This is a genomic window from Pseudomonas sp. GG8 (genome assembly GCF_052976945.1).
This window is the reverse complement of record NZ_JBRIIP010000001.1, coordinates 2,971,141-2,988,303: the sequence shown is the minus strand read 5'-3', so window position 1 is coordinate 2,988,303 and position 17,163 is coordinate 2,971,141. Positions and strand designations below refer to the sequence as shown.

Annotated in this window: 15 protein-coding genes and 2 pseudogenes; 14 read left to right on the top strand and 3 right to left on the bottom strand. The window is 46.3% G+C overall.

Annotation, left to right across the window (positions count from 1 at the left end; genetic code table 11):
• Window positions 1-90: 90 nt before the first annotated feature.
• From ACVBEG_RS14250 to rfbC, 8 genes are all read left to right on the top strand, one after another.
• Window positions 91-1,200, top strand: coding sequence for a DegT/DnrJ/EryC1/StrS family aminotransferase (locus ACVBEG_RS14250; RefSeq protein WP_322178764.1), 1,110 nt, complete (start codon window positions 91-93; stop codon window positions 1,198-1,200).
• Between the two features lie 32 nt (window positions 1,201-1,232).
• On the top strand, window positions 1,233-1,781 hold the full coding sequence (locus ACVBEG_RS14245; RefSeq protein WP_322178765.1) for an acyltransferase: 549 nt from the start codon (window positions 1,233-1,235) through the stop codon (window positions 1,779-1,781).
• 55 nt (window positions 1,782-1,836) lie between these two features.
• Entirely contained in the window at window positions 1,837-3,315 is a 1,479-nt protein-coding gene (locus ACVBEG_RS14240) for a lipopolysaccharide biosynthesis protein (protein WP_322178766.1), read from the top strand.
• 17 nt (window positions 3,316-3,332) lie between these two features.
• A complete protein-coding gene (locus ACVBEG_RS14235) occupies window positions 3,333-4,247 on the top strand; it encodes a glycosyltransferase (protein ID WP_323569433.1) in 915 nt (304 codons plus the stop codon).
• 168 nt (window positions 4,248-4,415) lie between these two features.
• The gene (locus ACVBEG_RS14230) at window positions 4,416-5,435 is read left to right on the top strand and encodes an acyltransferase family protein (RefSeq protein WP_322178768.1); all 1,020 of its coding nucleotides are present in this window, start codon (window positions 4,416-4,418) and stop codon (window positions 5,433-5,435) included.
• 41 nt (window positions 5,436-5,476) lie between these two features.
• Window positions 5,477-6,547 (top strand): dTDP-glucose 4,6-dehydratase, encoded by a 1,071-nt coding sequence (gene rfbB / locus ACVBEG_RS14225; protein ID WP_322178769.1) that lies wholly within the window; start codon window positions 5,477-5,479, stop codon window positions 6,545-6,547.
• Window positions 6,548-6,976: 429 nt separating this feature from the next.
• Window positions 6,977-7,885: a glucose-1-phosphate thymidylyltransferase RfbA gene (rfbA, locus tag ACVBEG_RS14220; RefSeq protein WP_323569434.1), complete on the top strand. Its 909-nt coding sequence runs from the start codon at window positions 6,977-6,979 to the stop codon at window positions 7,883-7,885.
• The gene (rfbC, locus tag ACVBEG_RS14215; protein ID WP_322178771.1) at window positions 7,885-8,427 is read left to right on the top strand and encodes a dTDP-4-dehydrorhamnose 3,5-epimerase; all 543 of its coding nucleotides are present in this window, start codon (window positions 7,885-7,887) and stop codon (window positions 8,425-8,427) included. The genes rfbA and rfbC overlap by 1 nt, the downstream gene beginning before the upstream one ends.
• A gap of 326 nt (window positions 8,428-8,753) precedes the next feature.
• On the opposite strand, the gene ACVBEG_RS14210 is transcribed toward rfbC, so the two are convergent.
• The 3 genes from ACVBEG_RS14210 to ACVBEG_RS14200 form a co-directional block, all read right to left on the bottom strand.
• Window positions 8,754-9,716, bottom strand: a complete 963-nt coding sequence (locus ACVBEG_RS14210; RefSeq protein ID WP_322178783.1) for an IS30 family transposase — start codon at window positions 9,714-9,716, stop codon at window positions 8,754-8,756.
• Between the two features lie 288 nt (window positions 9,717-10,004).
• On the bottom strand, window positions 10,005-10,349 hold the full coding sequence (gene tnpB / locus ACVBEG_RS14205; RefSeq protein ID WP_322178773.1) for an IS66 family insertion sequence element accessory protein TnpB: 345 nt from the start codon (window positions 10,347-10,349) through the stop codon (window positions 10,005-10,007).
• Window positions 10,350-10,582: 233 nt separating this feature from the next.
• Window positions 10,583-11,209, bottom strand: coding sequence for a response regulator transcription factor (locus ACVBEG_RS14200; RefSeq protein WP_322178774.1), 627 nt, complete (start codon window positions 11,207-11,209; stop codon window positions 10,583-10,585).
• An 818-nt stretch (window positions 11,210-12,027) separates the two neighbouring features.
• On the opposite strand from ACVBEG_RS14200, the pseudogene ACVBEG_RS14195 reads away from it, so the two are divergent.
• The 6 genes and pseudogenes from ACVBEG_RS14195 to ACVBEG_RS14170 form a co-directional block, all read left to right on the top strand.
• A pseudogene (locus tag ACVBEG_RS14195) lies at window positions 12,028-12,231 on the top strand (NTP transferase domain-containing protein); the annotation flags it as partial.
• A 71-nt stretch (window positions 12,232-12,302) separates the two neighbouring features.
• A complete protein-coding gene (locus tag ACVBEG_RS14190; protein WP_322178775.1) occupies window positions 12,303-13,295 on the top strand; it encodes an IS5 family transposase in 993 nt (330 codons plus the stop codon).
• A 133-nt stretch (window positions 13,296-13,428) separates the two neighbouring features.
• Window positions 13,429-14,049, top strand: a pseudogene (locus ACVBEG_RS14185) (sugar phosphate nucleotidyltransferase); the annotation flags it as partial.
• Window positions 14,050-14,105: 56 nt separating this feature from the next.
• A complete protein-coding gene (locus tag ACVBEG_RS14180) occupies window positions 14,106-14,498 on the top strand; it encodes a hypothetical protein (RefSeq protein WP_322178776.1) in 393 nt (130 codons plus the stop codon).
• Between the two features lie 2 nt (window positions 14,499-14,500).
• The gene (gene rfaH / locus ACVBEG_RS14175; RefSeq protein ID WP_322178777.1) at window positions 14,501-15,037 is read left to right on the top strand and encodes a transcription/translation regulatory transformer protein RfaH; all 537 of its coding nucleotides are present in this window, start codon (window positions 14,501-14,503) and stop codon (window positions 15,035-15,037) included.
• A gap of 1,446 nt (window positions 15,038-16,483) precedes the next feature.
• Window positions 16,484-16,852, top strand: coding sequence for a histone-like nucleoid-structuring protein, MvaT/MvaU family (locus tag ACVBEG_RS14170; protein WP_322178778.1), 369 nt, complete (start codon window positions 16,484-16,486; stop codon window positions 16,850-16,852).
• The last annotated feature ends 311 nt before the right edge of the window (window positions 16,853-17,163 follow it).

Below are 17,163 nucleotides of genomic sequence, written 5' to 3'. Positions count from 1 at the left end.
ATAAAAAAAAGTTATCGGAAATATTAACTCCGTCTGAAATATCAGTTGCTAACGGGTGTCCAGTTGTCCGTCAAACATGGATATTTATACATGAGTGAAACTCCAGTTTATGTAACCCAGCCCTACATGCCGCCGATTGCCGAATTCATTCCTTATCTTGAACAGATATGGGATAATAAAATTCTAACAAATTGCGGACCAATGCATCAGCAGCTCGAAGAAGCGTTATGTGACTATCTTGGTGTTGAACATATTGCTCTGTTCAATAATGGCACTATTGCGCTGCTTACGGCGCTGCAGGCCTTGAGGATCACAGGGGAAGTTATTACTACTCCATATTCTTTTGTGGCTACTGCCCACTCTCTATTGTGGAACGGTATTAAGCCCGTGTTCGTGGATATCGATCCGCTCACCCTCAATCTTGATCCGGCAAAAATTGAGGCTGCTATTACTCCGCAGACTACGGCCATTATGCCGGTACATTGTTACGGTAACTCCTGCTCTGTAGAGGCTATCCAAAAAATCGCGGACAACTACAATTTGCGGGTTATCTATGATGGTGCTCACGCTTTTGGAGTGCGTGATCAGGGTGGAAGTATTCTGCGCCATGGCGATCTCTGTACGTTGAGTTTTCATGCCACTAAAGTGTTCAACACATTTGAAGGGGGGGCAATAGTTTGCCCGGATGCAAAAACTAAGCAAAGAATCAATAATTTAAAAAACTTTGGCATCGTTGATGAAGTCACAGTGGTAGCGCCTGGCATCAACGGAAAGATGAGTGAAATAAATGCGGCTTTTGGTCTCCTGCAATTGCAGCATATTGATCGAATTATGGTTCGGCGCCATGAAATTGACCAGATTTACCGAGAGCATTTGAAAAATATCAAAGGTATTAGGGTTGTAGAAACGATTGGACAAAAAACTGCTAATTACTCCTATTTCCCGATTCTAGTCGAGCCAGACTACCCGCTCAGTCGTGACGAATTGTATGAGCTAATGAAGGTTAAGAACATATTCACACGTCGCTATTTTTTTCCGCTAATTAGCGAGTTTCCTATGTATCGTGGCATGCCATCTGCAAAGCGTAACAATCTGCCTGTTGCTAACGAGATTTCCGGAAAGGTTTTATGTTTGCCAATATATCCCGCCATGACCAACGATGATCTCGCACGGATTATTAATGTAATAGAGAGAACATAATGGGACTCTTGAATAGACAGGAAATAGAGAGCATGGGATTTGCAAGTGTTGGTGCGAGTCCACAGCTTTCCGACAAAGCATCTTATTACAACTGCGCCAATATTATCATAGGTGACAATGTACGGATTGATGACTTTTGTGTGCTTTCGGCGGGCGCTGGTGGAATAGTGATCGGTAGCCATATTCATATTGCCGTATATAGTTTTTTAATCGGTGCCGGGAAAATCAGCTTGCATGACTTTAGCGGTCTTTCATCGAGAGTTTCAATTTATAGCAGTTGTGATGACTACAGTGGTTTAAGCATGACGAATCCGATGATTCCTAATGAGTTCACTAATGTTCATGATGCGGATGTTGTCGTTGGCCGACATGTGATTATTGGTGCGAGTAGTGTCCTTCTCCCTGGTGTAGTCCTTGATGAAGGCGTGGCCGTCGGGGCATTGAGTTTAGTATCTAAAAGCTGCAAAGCTTTTGGGGTGTACTCAGGCGTGCCGGCTAAACGCATCAAGGAGCGAAAAAGAGATGTACTGGAGTTAGAGCGACAGTTTCTCTTCAACGTGAATGAGAAGCTTAGTCAGTAATAGTATTTGTCTAAAGCGAGCGGCTATTACATTGTCACTAAAATTGAATATTATGGTGAATTACACTAGCCAGATCTATGTTGCACTAGTAGGTATTCTGGTTCTTCCTTTATATATTAAGCATATGGGAGCGGAAGCTTATGGTTTGGTAGCATTTTTCACCATGTTGCAAACCTGGTTTATTTTGCTCGATTTAGGGTTGACTCCAACGATCAGCCGTGAAACAGCGCGATATTATGGCGGCGCTATTACGGCACTTAGTTATCGTAAGCTCTTCCGTGCACTGAGCAGCGTTTTTTTGAGCGTGGCAGTATTGGGAGGCGGGTGCCTATGGTTTTTTTCTGAATTGTTGGCAACACGCTGGCTCCATGTGACTGACATTCCAATCAGTGAAGTAATATTAGCCATTCAAGTCATGATCTTCAGCGTTGCGTTACGCTGGGCGGGTGGTTTATATAAAGGTGCTATAACAGGTGCTGAGCAGCTTGTATGGCTTGGGGGATGCTATGCTTTTTTTGCAACCCTGAGATCAGTAACTGTTTTTATAAGTATGTATTTTTTTGGGTTTACTCCTGTTGTATTTTTCTTACATCAACTTATTGCCGTGTTGTTAGAGTTTTCTGTTCTGACTTGGAAGTGTTATACGTTATTGCCTAAAATAAAAAAAACGGAATCAATTGGTTGGTCATTCAAACCAATCATGCCGGTCCTAAAGTTTTCTTTAAGTGTAGCATTTACCTCGTTCGTCTGGTTATTGGTTACTCAAGCAGACAAAATGGTTTTATCCGGCGTGCTACCTTTGAATGAGTATGGTTATTTTTCTCTTGCTGTGGTGGTTGCTGGCGGGATACTACTTGTAAGCGGCCCGATCAGCAATATCATAATGCCGCGCATGGCAAGATTACATGCACAGAATCGGAGAAAAGAGTTACTAGAGCTATATTGTGCAGCGACGAAAATGGTTTGTTTGACCGCCGGTGTGACATCGCTGACTCTGACATTTGGCGCAGAATCGTTACTATATGCCTGGAGTGGCGATATAGTCACGGCCAATAAATCAGCGCCTATTTTAAAGCTATACGCGCTGGGCTATGGGTTGTTAGTAGTGGGTGCATTCCCTTATTATCTGCAATATGCGATTGGTAATTTGCGGTTGCATTTGATAGGCAATGCAGGAATGGCCTTGCTGCTGGTGCCAGTAATTTTTTATGTGGCATCACATTATGGTGCCATAGGTGCAGGTTGGGTCTGGATTGGTTTCAATTGTGCTTATCTGTTTATCTGGACTGCCTACGTACATCATAGACTTGCACCGGGCTTGCACAAAAACTGGCTTACGTTTGATGTGCTAATTATTTTGGTTCCGGTTTCTATAGGGCTATGGTTGGGCTCTTATATACTGCCATATAGCAATGATCGTATGAGCAGCTTTATAAATTTTTCGGTTTTGGGTCTTATTTCGTTTTCCATAGCCATACCGATTGCAGTTATTGCTTTTAAGAATGGGAAATTCTCTGCATTTAATAATCACTAAAAATACATGGTGCTTCAATGAATTCTGGAAAAAACAAGGTGCTACGATCTGAAAGCAAGATAATGGATGGGTGGGATAATAATAAGCCATTGGTCAGTGTTCTTTGTCTTACATATAATCACGCTTCCTTTATTGAAGACGCAATTTGCGGTTTTTTAAAACAATCAACTAAATATCCTTTTCAAATAGTTTTTCATGACGATGCGTCTACTGATAAGACGCAGGAATTGATTTTAGGTTACAAGAAAAAATACCCACGAATAATAAAGCTGGTATTTCAGGACGTTAACATTTACTCGTGCGCGGGCAATGTTCTTTCACATGGCATGACGTCTTGCGATGGTAAGTATATTGCTTTTTGTGAGGGCGATGACTATTGGGTTGATTCCACCAAACTCCAGGAACAAGTCGATTTTTTAGAGAATAACCTAACGTACTCCGTTGTTTATTCAGACTGTCAGCCGTTTGATGAGTTTGGGGATGTAGCGTTTGATTATCGGGGCGTCCGTAGAGACTTGTCTGCTGATCAGATGAAAGAATCACCGTCTATTTATACATTGACAAGTTGCTTTAGAAATATAATCACTGTGCCTCCAGAGGCCGCGATGGCTAAGTACGGAGATTTATTTATATGGTCTCTTTTAGGTCATCACGGCAAGGGTAAATACTTGCCTACTGAGCGGCCTAGTCGATATAGAGTACACAGTGCGGGTTTACATTCTAAATCGAGTCGGAGCGCAAGGGTAGATATGTCAATCTCTACTTATGCGGCTTTAATGTCATACTATAAGCGCGTTGGGAATAGTGAGTTGGCGAGCTTTTTTAGGAAAAAACTGTTGGATGTTTGTACTCGAGAGTGGATTAGATACCTCCCAGGAGGGGAAGCCATTTATTGGTTGCGAAGTAAAATGAGACTCATATTTAAAGGTTAATTTTCGATGGGTAAGGTATGTATTTTCTTCTGATAATGGTGTTGGAATTGAACGGCATGCAAATATTCTGAAATAAAATACGACGCTCCATTAGAGCGGTATTTAGATCCGGTTGTCATAGAGTTTCAATGACAAATGTATTTGCCCCCGTTAGATTATTAGGCTCTCATGAAAATATTAGCGTTGACTCACTTTCGATTTACAGCAGCGATTATAGTCGTCATTTTTCACTTTGGTAGAGAATTGAACTATTTACCGGGTTTTCTTATTCGTGGTCCGGAGATGGTAACCTTCTTTTTTGTGCTCTCAGGGTTCGTATTGTCTATCGCTTATAAGGGTCGGATTTTTTCGTCTACAGAGTTTATGTTCAGCCGCATTACTCGTATTGCCCCTGCTTATTTTATGGCTTTGTCTTTAGTTGTTTTTTCGAGCTATATACAGGGTAAACTTTATACTTCTGATTTTTTGCTGAGTATTTTTTTTCTGCAATCATGGGTGCCCGGTTACGCTCTTGTATTAAATTCACCGGGCTGGTCGCTTTCGGTGGAAATGTTTTTTTATGTCTCGTTTCATTTTATATTCCATTTTGTGAATAGTAATGGGCGGTCCGTCTCTGTATTGTGTCTACAAAGTTTCGCTGTTTGGTTGGCTACTCAAGTGATCGGCGCAGTCATTCTGGATGGGGACTGGCGCGGTGATAATTTCTTAAGTTATTTTCCGCCGATGCATTTGCCAGGATTTATTCTAGGTATCGTAGGGGGTAAGTTATTTATAGAACAGCCGGCCTTTTTGAAACGGTTTAGGGGGCTTGGATTTGTAGTCGCATGCTTGCTTTTTTGTGCTGTTGTGTTGGAATACTGTCAGGTTATCAATGCATATGTAAATACAGCAAATGGTTTGCTTTCACCTGTTTTTCTATTGTTGATACTGGTGGTCGCAATTAACAATGATGAATTGGGTTTTCTTAAAAACAGGAAGATGATCTTGTTGGGCGAGGCGAGCTATGCATTGTACCTGTTTCAAGTTCCAGTGCATGGGGTTTTAAAGAGAACAGTGCTGCCTTTTATAGGTAATGATACGTTGAGTTTTTTATGTTATTTGGTGGTGTTGGTGCTGGTTTCTGTATCTGTGCATGTTTTTTTTGAAAAACCTGCTAATAGGTTTTTTAGGTCTCTTATTAAAAACTAAACAGTAGCGATACTAAAGTTTAGTCAACCGGTAGATAATAAATGAGCAAAAAAATCCTAATTACTGGCGGAGCAGGCTTTATTGGCTCGGCCCTAATACGGCATATTCTGCAGACCACTGATTGGCAAGTTGTTAATATTGACAATCTGACCTACGCAGGAAACCTTGAGTCTTTGGCTGCGGTGACCGGTTCCCCGCGTTACCTCTTTTATCAGGTTGATATTTGCAATGAGGCGGCACTTGACTGGATATTTTCCAGTTTTAAACCCGATGCGGTTATGCACTTGGCTGCCGAGAGTCATGTCGACCGTTCTATCGATGGTCCTGCGGCGTTTATCCAGACTAATATTGTAGGTACCTATAGCCTTTTGGAAGCGACCAGACGTTACTGGAACGCATTGCCGTTAGCTGAGCAGCCCACCTTTCGCTTTCAGCATATTTCCACAGATGAGGTTTTCGGTGACCTACAGGGGGCTGATGATCTGTTTACGGAAAGCACACCATACGCGCCCAGTTCACCTTATTCTGCGTCCAAGGCCAGCTCCGATCATTTGGTGCGTGCCTGGTATCGAACCTATGGCTTGCCAGTATTAATCAGTAATTGCTCGAATAACTATGGGCCCTACCACTTCCCAGAGAAGCTAATCCCCCACATTATTCTCAACGCTTTGGCGGGCAAGCCACTACCGGTTTACGGTGATGGCTCGCAGATTCGCGACTGGTTGTATGTGGATGACCATGCCCGGGCATTAGCTTTGGTGTTGAGCAAGGGAGGAGTAGGTGAGACCTACAATATAGGTGGACATAACGAGAAGCCCAATCTTCAGGTGGTAGAGACAATCTGCGCGTTACTGGATGAGTTTGTGCCTCTGAGTGCCGATGGCGGCACGTCACGCACTTATAAAGAGCTGATAAGTTTCGTCAAGGATAGGCCCGGCCATGATAGGCGCTATGCGATAGATGCGTCGAAAATCCAGCACGAACTGGGTTGGATGCCGCTGGAAACTTTTGAGAGCGGTATTCGGAAGACAGTGCGGTGGTATCTGGAAAACCCTCAGTGGTGGCATCGCGTACTCAACGGTGAATACCAGTTGGGCCGAATTGGCGATTAATGTGCATGCAGTCATGGGAACTTTGAAAAGAGTTTAATTATTTCCTTGGCTGCGGGAGGCTGATTGCTACTCACCGATACTGTTGTCGATATCTCGCTGCCGTGCTGTGCGCTGTCTATGGTTCGCGATGACTAGGATTTGGGCCGTTATCGCTTTGCGATTATAGATAAATCATATTTGTCTACCGTGCATGTCTTGTTTTTAAACGTGATCAGTATTTGTAGTGGCCTAATGAGGCTATGAGGATCAAGTGGTTCGATGTCTAAATGGTTTTCATGTTCGGTAGTTTAATTTATAAGTTTGTTTCTGTGTCGGACGTCTTTTGAGTTTCTACTAAGATATAGTATTAAGTTCTATAGTAGTAGAGGCCTGGTTCGTATTCCTCTCACCCTGCTGACGTCGGTTTTTTTATAATTATTGGAGCATGCTATGACCTGCCTTATTTCCAGTGTTGTCACGCCTCGCAAGGGTATCATCCTCGCAGGCGGTTCGGGCAGCCGACTTCATCCAATTACTCGCGGTGTCTCCAAGCAACTACTGCCTGTATATGATAAACCCATGATCTATTATCCCTTGTCGGTGCTGATGTTGGCGGGTATTCGCGAAGTGCTGATTATTTCTACGCCGGAAGATTTACCCAACTTTCGAAAGTTACTGGGTGATGGCTCCGAATTTGGTATTGAGCTTAGCTATGCCGAGCAGCCCTCGCCGGATGGCTTGGCCCAAGCCTTTCTCATCGGTGAGGCTTTTATAGGTAATAGTGATGTGTGTTTGATTCTAGGCGATAACATATTCTATGGTTACGGGTTCAGCGCCATGCTGCTAAAAGCTGCTAATAGTCAATGCGGCGCGACAGTGTTCGGCTATCATGTCAGCGATCCAGAGCGTTTTGGCGTGGTCGAGTTTGATGCTGAGGGTAAGGCGCTTTCCATTGAGGAAAAACCACTTCAGCCTAAGTCAAGCTACGCGGTTACAGGGTTGTATTTTTACGATAATGCCGTGGTGGAGCTGGCCCGACAAGTGAAACCATCTGCACGTGGAGAACTGGAAATTACCGATTTGAATAATGCCTATCTGCTGCGCGGTCAATTGCAGGTGAGTCTGCTGGGACGCGGTTTTGCTTGGCTGGATACAGGGACCCATGATTCGCTTATGGAGGCCAGTCAGTTCGTGCATACCATCGAGGCCCGTCAGGGGTTGAAGGTGGCCTGTTTGGAGGAGATCGCTTTTAACCAAGGCTGGCTCAGCGCAGAACAACTAGCTATCCAGGCTCAAGCCTTGAGCAAGACAGGCTATGGACAGTATCTGCAACGCTTGCTCATTGAGGACGTTGTGTAATGAAAGTGATCGAAACGGTGTTACCGGGTGTTTTGATCATTGAGCCCAGAGTATTTGGCGATCATCGTGGTTTTTTCATCGAGACTTTTCAGACTGAGCGATATCGCGAGATTGGTATCGAGTTGCCGTTCGTGCAGGACAATTACTCACGCTCGCCGCGAGGTGTTTTGCGTGGTTTACATTTCCAGCGTTCGCGGCCTCAGGGTAAGCTGGTGGGTGTTAGCCGCGGCGCGGTGTATGACGTGGTGGTGGACATCCAGCCGGGTTCTCCAACCTGCGGACAGTTTGTTGGCGTTGAATTGAATGATGAGAATCATAGGCAGATGTGGATTCCCCCGGGCTATGCCCATGGCTTCTGTGTGCTCAGCGAGGTGGCAGATTTTCAGTACAAATGCACTGATCTGTATTTTCCTGATGATGAGGGTGGGCTTCTATGGTGCGATCCCGACCTGAAGATTCCATGGCCGGTGGGCGAGCTGCAATTGTCAGCCAAGGACCAGCACTACCCCCGCTTGCGTGACTTGTTGATGGGAGTTGGGTAAAACGGGTAGTACTTGGGGATTTGCCGGCATGGTGCGGCTTAGGAAATGGAGGATCACGCAGTGTCCTCGATAGCTTGGGATCACCGAATAGACAAAAGCGCCGTTCAGAACTGGATTCGGCGGACACTACTGAGCTTGTGGGATCTGCTCTCTACGGAAACTCCAAGTAACTTCGGCCTGCCATGGAATTAGTCATTTAAAGCTCGGGCTATTGCGTTCTCTTTCGTATATTTTATGCCAAGTGACGAGTGAGCAGGCTTTCAGCCTTGCTTCATATTTATCAGACGCACTTAGCCCATACCCGTTAAACATTTTCGTGCCTGAATTCAACACATAAGTGCAACGCTCACCCCCGCATAGACTTCATACGGTGTCTTCCAGCCCAGGCGTTTGCGAGGGCGTAAATTTATCTGCGCGACCACACGGTTTACAGCAGCAACCGTCAGCTTGCTGAAGTCACTGCCTTTGGGAAAATACTGGCGGAGCAAACCGTTGGTATTTTCATTCGTGCCGCGCTGGCACGACGAATACGGGTCGGCAAAATAGACCTGGCAACGGCTCTTGTTCGCGATGCGCTCATGGCCGGCAAACTCCTTGCCGTTGTCCAGCGTCAACGTATGCACCACATGCCCATTGAACTGTAAATTGATCGCCCGAGTGACTTGGCGGCTATCTGAGCGCTTGACCGGGTAAGCGCTCAGATAGCCGCTTTTACGCTCAACCAGAGTGACCAAATTACCGCCCACCCCATGCACTGTGTCACCTTCCCAGTCGCCCAGCCGTTCTCGAGTTTCGACCTCAGCAGGACGTTCAGTGATCGACACCCGATTTCGCAACTGTCCCCGCCGGTCGTGGCTTCCATAGCGTTTACGGTAACGCTTTCGACGGTGCCGCAGATGCGTATAAAGCTCGCCGCCGCCCTGTTTGTCGGTGGCAATAAACCGATAAATCCACTCATGACTGACCGCCTGATCTGGTCGCTCTTGCTTGAGCCGATGACAAATCTGCTCTGGGCTCATTCCATGGTTGAGCCATATCGCAAGGTGATGACTCAACCAGGTAACCGGTTTGCAAAACTTCCGAGCCCCAGCGCGCCGGACATCACTTTCATGGGTCGCCGAAACCGCCTCGTAAACATTTTCAGAACGGTTGCGGCGAACCTCACGACTAATCGTCGAAGGGTGCACGCCCACCTGTTTAGCAATGTTTGCTTGGCTCTCTTTAGCCCTCAGACCCGCTTCAATCTGGTAACGTTGGCCATGAGTCAGCTGCCGGTAAGGCGTGGTCATCTGCGCTTGAATCCTTTGGTGTGAGAGCCTGGATTCTACCGGTGGCTGGCTCTCTGCCTCTCGTTTCAAGCGTTGCAGTTATTCTATGAATTCAGGGGGTGTTATCTATAGGTTCGGCAGCGCGATCAGAATAGTTAGTTGAGCCGTGTTGTTAGCCAGCTCATGGGCGTATGCCTTTACATTGCCGAACGGGCGTTGGCCTAACATCTAAAGCAACATTTACTTAAGTTAAACAGAATTATCAGGGTGGCCGCCTGTCATTAAGTTGAGGCCAGGATTATATCGCGATCACGCGACACATTGAGGGATTAAAACGTTATGCGGGTGGTTGCGCCACAGGTTAAAACTGCCCAACAGCCAGTTCAGTTCCTGGACAGTCAGCGCGATGGGCTCGTCGGTGAAGTCGGGCGCGGTTTTGAAACGTTCAGACTCCATGCGCTTGAGGCAAAGACAAAAACCGTTGCACTCCCAGTAAAAGATTTTCACTCGGTTCCGGTGACGATTCAGAAAAACGAAAAGCACAGAGTCCAATACCGCTACTGTGATATCCATCTCGACCAGGACGGCCAAGCCATCGATGGATTTTCTGAAGTCGACCGGTTTGGCGTAGAGGTACATTTTTTGTACCTTCACATCGGGTCCTATCATGGGAAGCTGGCTTCTGAAAAAAGTACTGGAGCACAGCATCGCGGATCAACTCGCGACTTTCAATGTGCGGATGATGGATTAGTTACGTCGTTCCTCGAATGGCATGTTGCTCAATCCCTTGGATGTACACGTCAGATAAGGTGTCAAGCCATTTGTAGCCTCTCCTGCACTGGCGATGTCTCAGTGTGTACCCACTATTGGGAGGTGGGTATAGAACGTCAGGCAAGTGCGTTGCGCTTGGCGATGTCGGCTAACTCCACTAGGGTGCCAATATTGAGTTTGTTCATTACTCGTATTTTGTAGGTGCTGATGGTCTTGTTGCTTAGCGCCATATCGACACCCACCTCTTTATTAGACTTGCCCAAGGCCAGTTGCCTGAGTACCGACATTTCTCGATCAGACAGCCTGTTCAGTAAGTCTAACTCGCTTGCCTGAGCATCGCTGCGTCTCACAGAGTTGAATGCCAGATTAGGGAAATAGTGGTAGCCTGACATCACTGCTCTTATTGCATTGACTAACTCGCCCAAATCACCGGTCTTGCATACATAACCTGCTGCGCCTGCCTGCATGCAGCGTGTAGAATAGAGGCTTGCTGGCTGGGAACTGAGTACTACTATCTTTAATCGAAGACTCAAGGCGCTTAGCCTCATGATGACTTCCAAACCATCAAATTTTGGAATGCTAATGTCGAGAATTACAAGATCAGGTAACTGTTCGCGGACCTGCTGAATCGCATCCACACCATTGTCAACTTCAATGATGTTCTGGAAGCCCTCACGCTCCAACAGAATGCTGACCGCCATGCGTATTAAGGGATAATCGTCAACGATCAATGCCGTTTTCATGTGATTACTCCAAGAGTGTCAGTTGCTGAAAACACTGAGCGCTATTAAAGGGCTTGGTAGTTATGCCGTTTGTAAAAACTGCACATGATATGGTGTGTGGAGGTTTGGCATGTTTTATAGTCATTCTATTATACGTTTTTCTTGGGTTGGTAATGGGTAAGGTGAAGTCTCGCTTTTATTATCATCGGTTTTGCTCTGCTTTTCAGAATTTGAGCAGTGTTGTTGAGTCGATCATAGTGTTTAAGGAGCGAGTCTTGGGGTTGAGAATAAATACAATTGGAATGCGTGGCTATATGTTTCGAAAGAAATACAGAACGAGACCGGCCCAGGTCTAAGATACCTTCATCTGCAGCGATATTTGATGTGGTTTTACCCATCTCGTTTCTTGTGTGGGTCATATTATTACTCGGCTAAAGTCGATATTTGATAATATTTTAAACTGTTTTAGATGCAGGGAGCCTATTGATATCTCGTGAACCCAGAGTGGAGTCCTTGCGTAACATTTTCATCATCATCATTCATTTCGCAGGGTAGCCTTTACGTGTTCTACCATGCAATTGAATAGTTTTTCCGCACAATGGCAGCCACTACTTAATGCCATAATTCGTTGGTTTTATCCAATCGCAGAACGCGACAATAGATAACATTATTATTTAATTGGACAAAAAATAACATTTTAGATGCTTTCTATGTCGTTATGTGTATAAGAATATGTTTGAAAAGCTGCACCTGTGGGCCAGTAAGTAGAAGGCTTATTGCGGCAAGTAAATTTTCCTGATGTTGTTATCAAATGCTCTTGGCGTTAAAAAGGACGATCCATGATTCGTAAATGTCTTTTTCCTGCTGCCGGTTACGGCACGCGTTTTTTGCCTGCTACTAAGGCGATGTTGCCAATCGTTAACAAGCCGCTTATCCAGTACGCAGTCGAGGAAGCTCGTGATGCGTGTTTGCAGCACATGGCGATTGTGACCGGTCGTGGCAAGCGGGCCCTTGAGGATCATTTTGATATCAGCTACGAGCTAGGGAAACTCTGAAAAAGGTTTCCAAATCTGGTGAAATGTCCTCCATCACATGAGCTGAACGGTTAAGCCCCATGAAGCAGATTTCTTTCGCCGATGCTGAGTACGCAGGTAAACGTAAGCGAACCCGCCGTGAGATTTTCCTGAGCGAGATGGACAAGGTCGTCCCCTGGAAGGGGTTGATCGCCTTGATCGAGCCGCATTATCCAAAAGGCGAAGGGGGCCGGCCGGCGTATCCGTTGATGGCCATGTTGCGGGTACATCTGATGCAGAACTGGTTCGGTTACAGCGACCCGGCCATGGAAGAGTCGCTGTATGAAACAACGATTCTGCGCCAGTTCGCGGGGTTGAACCTGGAACGCATTCCCGACGAAACCACGACTCTCAACTTCCGCCGCTTGCTGGAGAAAAACCATCTCGCCGGGGGCATTCTTGAGGTCATCAATGGCTATCTGGGTGACCGAGGGCTGATGCTTCGTCAAGGCACTATTGTTGACGCCACGATCATTCACGCACCGACCTCGACCAAGAATAAAGAGGGTAAACGAGACCCCGAAATGCACCAGACCAAAAAAGGCAATCAGTACTTTTTTGGGATGAAAGCGCACATCGGAGTCGACGCTGATACGGGCCTGACGCACAGCGTGGTGGGCACGGCAGCCAATGTCGCGGACGTGACCCTAGTCGATCAATTGCTGCATGGAGAAGAGACCCATATCTGTGGCGATGCGGGCTACACCGGGGTGCAAAAGCGCCCTGAACATGAAGGGCGTGAAATGATCTGGTCGATCTCTGCTCGGCCCAGCAGCCGTCGCAAGCATGGGGAGCAAAGCGTCATTGGTCGCGCGCTGCGCAAGATTGAATACGCAAAATCGCAGACGCGAGCCAAGGTTGAGCATCCGTTTCGAGTGATCAAACGCCAGTTTGGTTACACCAAAGTGCGGTTTCGCGGACTGGTAAAAAACACCGCGCAGTTGGTGACACTGTTTGCGCTGTCGAATCTGTGGATGGCGCGCCGACATTTGATGGAGCCTGTAGGACAGGTACGTCCGCAGTATGGAAATTAAGGGTTAACAAGTGCCTGAAAGAGGCTTATTGATCGAAAAAAATTGATATTTCAAAAAAATCAGCGAAGTGCTCTCTTTTTGAGAGCCTGACGCCCGATTTTCCGGAAAGAGGAGGCCTTATTTCAGACCTTCCCTAGAGCATCAGATCCGAGGCACTGACAAGGAGAAATTCTTGGCTGGTACGCGTGAGTTGATCGAAACTTGCACTTTCTCATACACGCGCCAGGTGGAGATGAAGGGGCTTGGCCACGCAATTCTTTGCGGCCGTCCTTTGATTGGCGACGAGCCCTTTGCTGTGGTGTTGGCTGACGATCTTTGTTTGAATTTGGGGGGCGATGGTGTCTTGGCCCAGATGCTCAAGCTGTACAAGCATTTCCGTTGCTCGATCGTGGCGATCCAGGAAGTACCGCACGATCAGACTCATAAATATGGTGTTATTGCCGGCGAAGAGATCCGCGAAGGAATTTATCGTATTGACAGCATGGTCGAGAAGCCAAAGCCGGAAGACGCTCCGTCCAATCTAGCGATCATTGGTCGTTATATTTTGACCCCTGACATCTTTGATTTGATCGCGTATACAGAACCAGGGAAGGGCGGTGAGATTCAGATCACTGATGCTCTTATGAAGCAGGCAAAAAATGGTTGCGTGTTGGCTTATAAGTTTAAAGGTCAACGCTTTGATTGTGGCGGCGCTGAGGGTTTTGTTGAAGCGACTCACTTTTGCTTTGAGCATATATATCCGAAAGGCATCTGATGCGCACAGTTTTCTAAGGTGCCGTTTGTTGAATTGGCATCAGGTTTTGTATTCGTATGAGCGAAGCAGCTATGAGCACAACGGTTTCAAACGAAGACGAACTCAACCACACCATGGGTAATGATTTACAGGGCTGCTTCCACGCACGGTGGTCTTTGTTGGTTGAACGCATTTGGGCGTTTCCGTCACCAGGGGAAATACGCCGTAAGGTTGACGATCCGTCTGTGGTGTTGGCACGTATCAAGGATCTTCACGCTGCGTTGGCGTTGGAGTTGGAAATGGATGGGGCGGAAGGGCTAAGTCTGCTGTTAACTGATTGGCGTTTTAAACTGCGTCTCTCGCCCATCGAACCCGAAATTTGTGTGTGTGTGGAAAGTCGCGGCGATGTCGCGTTGATGCAGGAGAAAACCACCGAACTGCTTGAGCAGATAGACGGGAGAAGGGACTGAGGATGTTGGCACATAACGGAACAGCTGTTGAGATGATTGGCGACGAGAGCCTTACCTCCAGAGCGTGGTATTTGATCCAGTGCAAGGCGAGCCAGGATGAGCGCGCTGAAATAAATCTGACCCGCCAAGGGTATATCTGTTTTCGTCCCAAGCACAGTCGTGAACGCGTTACGCGAGGGCTGCGAAAGGATGTCCGTGAGTCTCTCTTTCCGAGTTATATGTTTATCCAACTAGGCTCTTATGATAACTGGGGGCCACTACGATCTACTCGCGGCGTATCACGGATTGTCAGCTTTGGTGGCAAGCCGCTAGCGGTTCGTGATGCGCTGATTGCCCGGCTTCATGAGCGCGACAGCGAAGCCACAGTGCAGGCGGATTTTACCTACGGTGAGACGGTGCGTATTAGTGATGGGCCCTTTGCCGAGCTGGAGGCAATCTTTTTGGCAATGGATGGGGACGAACGAGTGGTGTTGCTGATGAACGTTCTGCAGCGTGAGCAAAGAGTCTGTCTACCGTTGACAGTTGTGAGTAGACGTTGAGAACACCTCCGAACAGCGGAGCTGACAGGCGTACCTGAGCCGGACTCTATTGATAGGTTAGTGCTCAGTTACTAATTACGTAGTAGCCACGGGACATACCTGTCGTGAGGCTGGGCGTTTTAAAGGAGCTTAAAGTGCGAATCCTCAAAGTAACGCTTGCGCATATTCTTTGTGCGTCCCGTGGGTTTTCTCTCTTATTATGCAGTGTACTTTCAACGCTCTCTTTGATGGTGTTCGTCTGGTGTCTCATGGCATGGGAATATATAAGTGTCTGGCCTGTATTTTTGTCGTTGGGGGGCGCTATAGGCTTTGCAGCGCTGTATCGGTACTACGACATGCTTGTTTTTAGGCTGAGGCCGAAAAGTATGAGATTAACGCTATAGTAAACCTGAAGAGTGGCTCCTTCAAAAAAGCAATATGGTTGATTTTAAACTGCTGTATATATAACTCCATAGTAAGCTTGATTAGAGAATGCAATGTCACAAATGTTGAAGTTTTTTTTACGTGCGTTTGCGTTATTAGTGCTGACGTTTGTTTTGATTGTGGTGAATCATTGGGGTAGGCGAACGACCGCTTCGTTTGGAGTAAATTGGGACGGTGGGGCTCTTCATATCATAGACTTGTCAGTCGTTTTATTACCTGCTCTTATAGTAGATGAGACAGCCTCACATTGTTGATGTGGCACTTCCTAGTCAGTGTGACTGGTTAATTTTTTTAATTTTACCCGTCCTGAATAGGACTCAGAATTTCTTCGAGTACTAGATATGTAGTCGTTGTGTATAATATTCAGTGGTGCCCGGTGGAAATATAACATGGCCCACGTTAAGTTGTAGGACTTTTCGTAAATTACAGCTAGGTTGTGCTTTGATTTTTCGAACGGAAAACCCAGCGCTTGTATCTGAAATTAAGCGAAGTGCCGCATACATTTAAAGCTGTCGGTTGACGCTTGATAATATGATCTCAGACGATTGATGAGCGGGTTCATTATATAATGATTGCTCAGGGGCTTTGAAAAAGTGCTCATATGTACTCAAATATATTGTGATGACCTAGCCGAATTTATCATGAGTCCGACGAGCTTTTTCGATTTCGATTTCGATTATGTGTAAGTTAGTCCTCTGTGAACGGTTTCTTGCCAACATTGAAGCGGTAATGCCTAGGGAGACTACTTTCGCTAGGTATTAACTCTAATATTCCAAAGTTGGCGTCGGTCGACAAGCTTCATTTGCTGGATGCAACACTGCGCACTCACCAGCTGAAAAGCTGGTTTGTACCGAGTGATCCCGCAATGGGAGAGGCGCTTTATGAGAGCACCTCGCGGTGCCAGTATCTACGCATTACGAATCAATACCTTGATGAGATTGTTTTGATAAAACGGTCCGAGTAATTATAATGGCGTTCCCTTATATTGATTTAATAGTGAATAACTACAATTAGGAAATAAACATGTCCCGTCTCGCAGAATTTCGTGCTCTAGAGCAACAGCTTGCACGCCAGATTCAAGATCTGGAAATACTCAAAAACGACCCAGTCCTTCAGAAATCGATCGAGTTTGAAAGCAAACTGAAAAAATTGATGTCGCAGTACAATCAAGATCTTCGTAGTGTTATCGTAATTCTTGATCCAAATGTGTCACTTCGTGCGTCCGCAGATGGCGGTAGTGAGAAAAAGCAACGTAAGGCTAGAGTTCTCAAACGCTACAAGAACCCAGAGTCGGGAGAAGTGATTGAGACAAAAGGTGGTAACCACAAAATTTTGAAACAATGGCAGCAGACGTACGGTACTGAGGCGGTAGAGGGCTGGGCTCAGGAATAGGTAGGCCCTTAGGGAAGAAGTAAGCAACAATTTTAATTTTAACGGCGTCTCCGTTTGAGTGGCAAAAAATATCGACTTAATCGAAAATTAGACCTTTCCTCCTCTCAGTTGTAGAAGTTCAGACTTGATCTGGCGGTTATGGGTTTCCGGTAGTGACTGTCAGGTTAAGTTCAGTTGATATTTTTAGCCCGGCCGTTCTACGCTGGGATCCTTGCTTCGCGTGAAGTAATGTTTCAACTTCTATCCAGCCCATTTTCGGTCGTTCAATGTAATTATCTCTATGCGGGTTCGCATGTGTTCACCGTACCGAC

What these genes read in the sequence shown, in the direction of transcription:
- ACVBEG_RS14190 (WP_322178775.1), top strand. Translation starts at nt 12,303, where the DNA reads ATGAAGCAGATTTCTTTCGCCGATGCTGAGTACGCAGGTAAACGTAAG.
- ACVBEG_RS14170 (WP_322178778.1), top strand. Translation starts at nt 16,484, where the DNA reads ATGTCCCGTCTCGCAGAATTTCGTGCTCTAGAGCAACAGCTTGCACGC.
- rfbB (WP_322178769.1), top strand. Translation starts at nt 5,477, where the DNA reads ATGAGCAAAAAAATCCTAATTACTGGCGGAGCAGGCTTTATTGGCTCG.
- ACVBEG_RS14235 (WP_323569433.1), top strand. Translation starts at nt 3,333, where the DNA reads ATGAATTCTGGAAAAAACAAGGTGCTACGATCTGAAAGCAAGATAATG.
- ACVBEG_RS14200 (WP_322178774.1), bottom strand. Translation starts at nt 11,209, where the DNA reads ATGAAAACGGCATTGATCGTTGACGATTATCCCTTAATACGCATGGCG.
- rfbA (WP_323569434.1), top strand. Translation starts at nt 6,977, where the DNA reads ATGACCTGCCTTATTTCCAGTGTTGTCACGCCTCGCAAGGGTATCATC.
- ACVBEG_RS14230 (WP_322178768.1), top strand. Translation starts at nt 4,416, where the DNA reads ATGAAAATATTAGCGTTGACTCACTTTCGATTTACAGCAGCGATTATA.
- ACVBEG_RS14210 (WP_322178783.1), bottom strand. Translation starts at nt 9,716, where the DNA reads ATGACCACGCCTTACCGGCAGCTGACTCATGGCCAACGTTACCAGATT.
- ACVBEG_RS14245 (WP_322178765.1), top strand. Translation starts at nt 1,233, where the DNA reads ATGGGATTTGCAAGTGTTGGTGCGAGTCCACAGCTTTCCGACAAAGCA.
- rfaH (WP_322178777.1), top strand. Translation starts at nt 14,501, where the DNA reads ATGTTGGCACATAACGGAACAGCTGTTGAGATGATTGGCGACGAGAGC.
- ACVBEG_RS14180 (WP_322178776.1), top strand. Translation starts at nt 14,106, where the DNA reads ATGAGCGAAGCAGCTATGAGCACAACGGTTTCAAACGAAGACGAACTC.
- ACVBEG_RS14250 (WP_322178764.1), top strand. Translation starts at nt 91, where the DNA reads ATGAGTGAAACTCCAGTTTATGTAACCCAGCCCTACATGCCGCCGATT.
- rfbC (WP_322178771.1), top strand. Translation starts at nt 7,885, where the DNA reads ATGAAAGTGATCGAAACGGTGTTACCGGGTGTTTTGATCATTGAGCCC.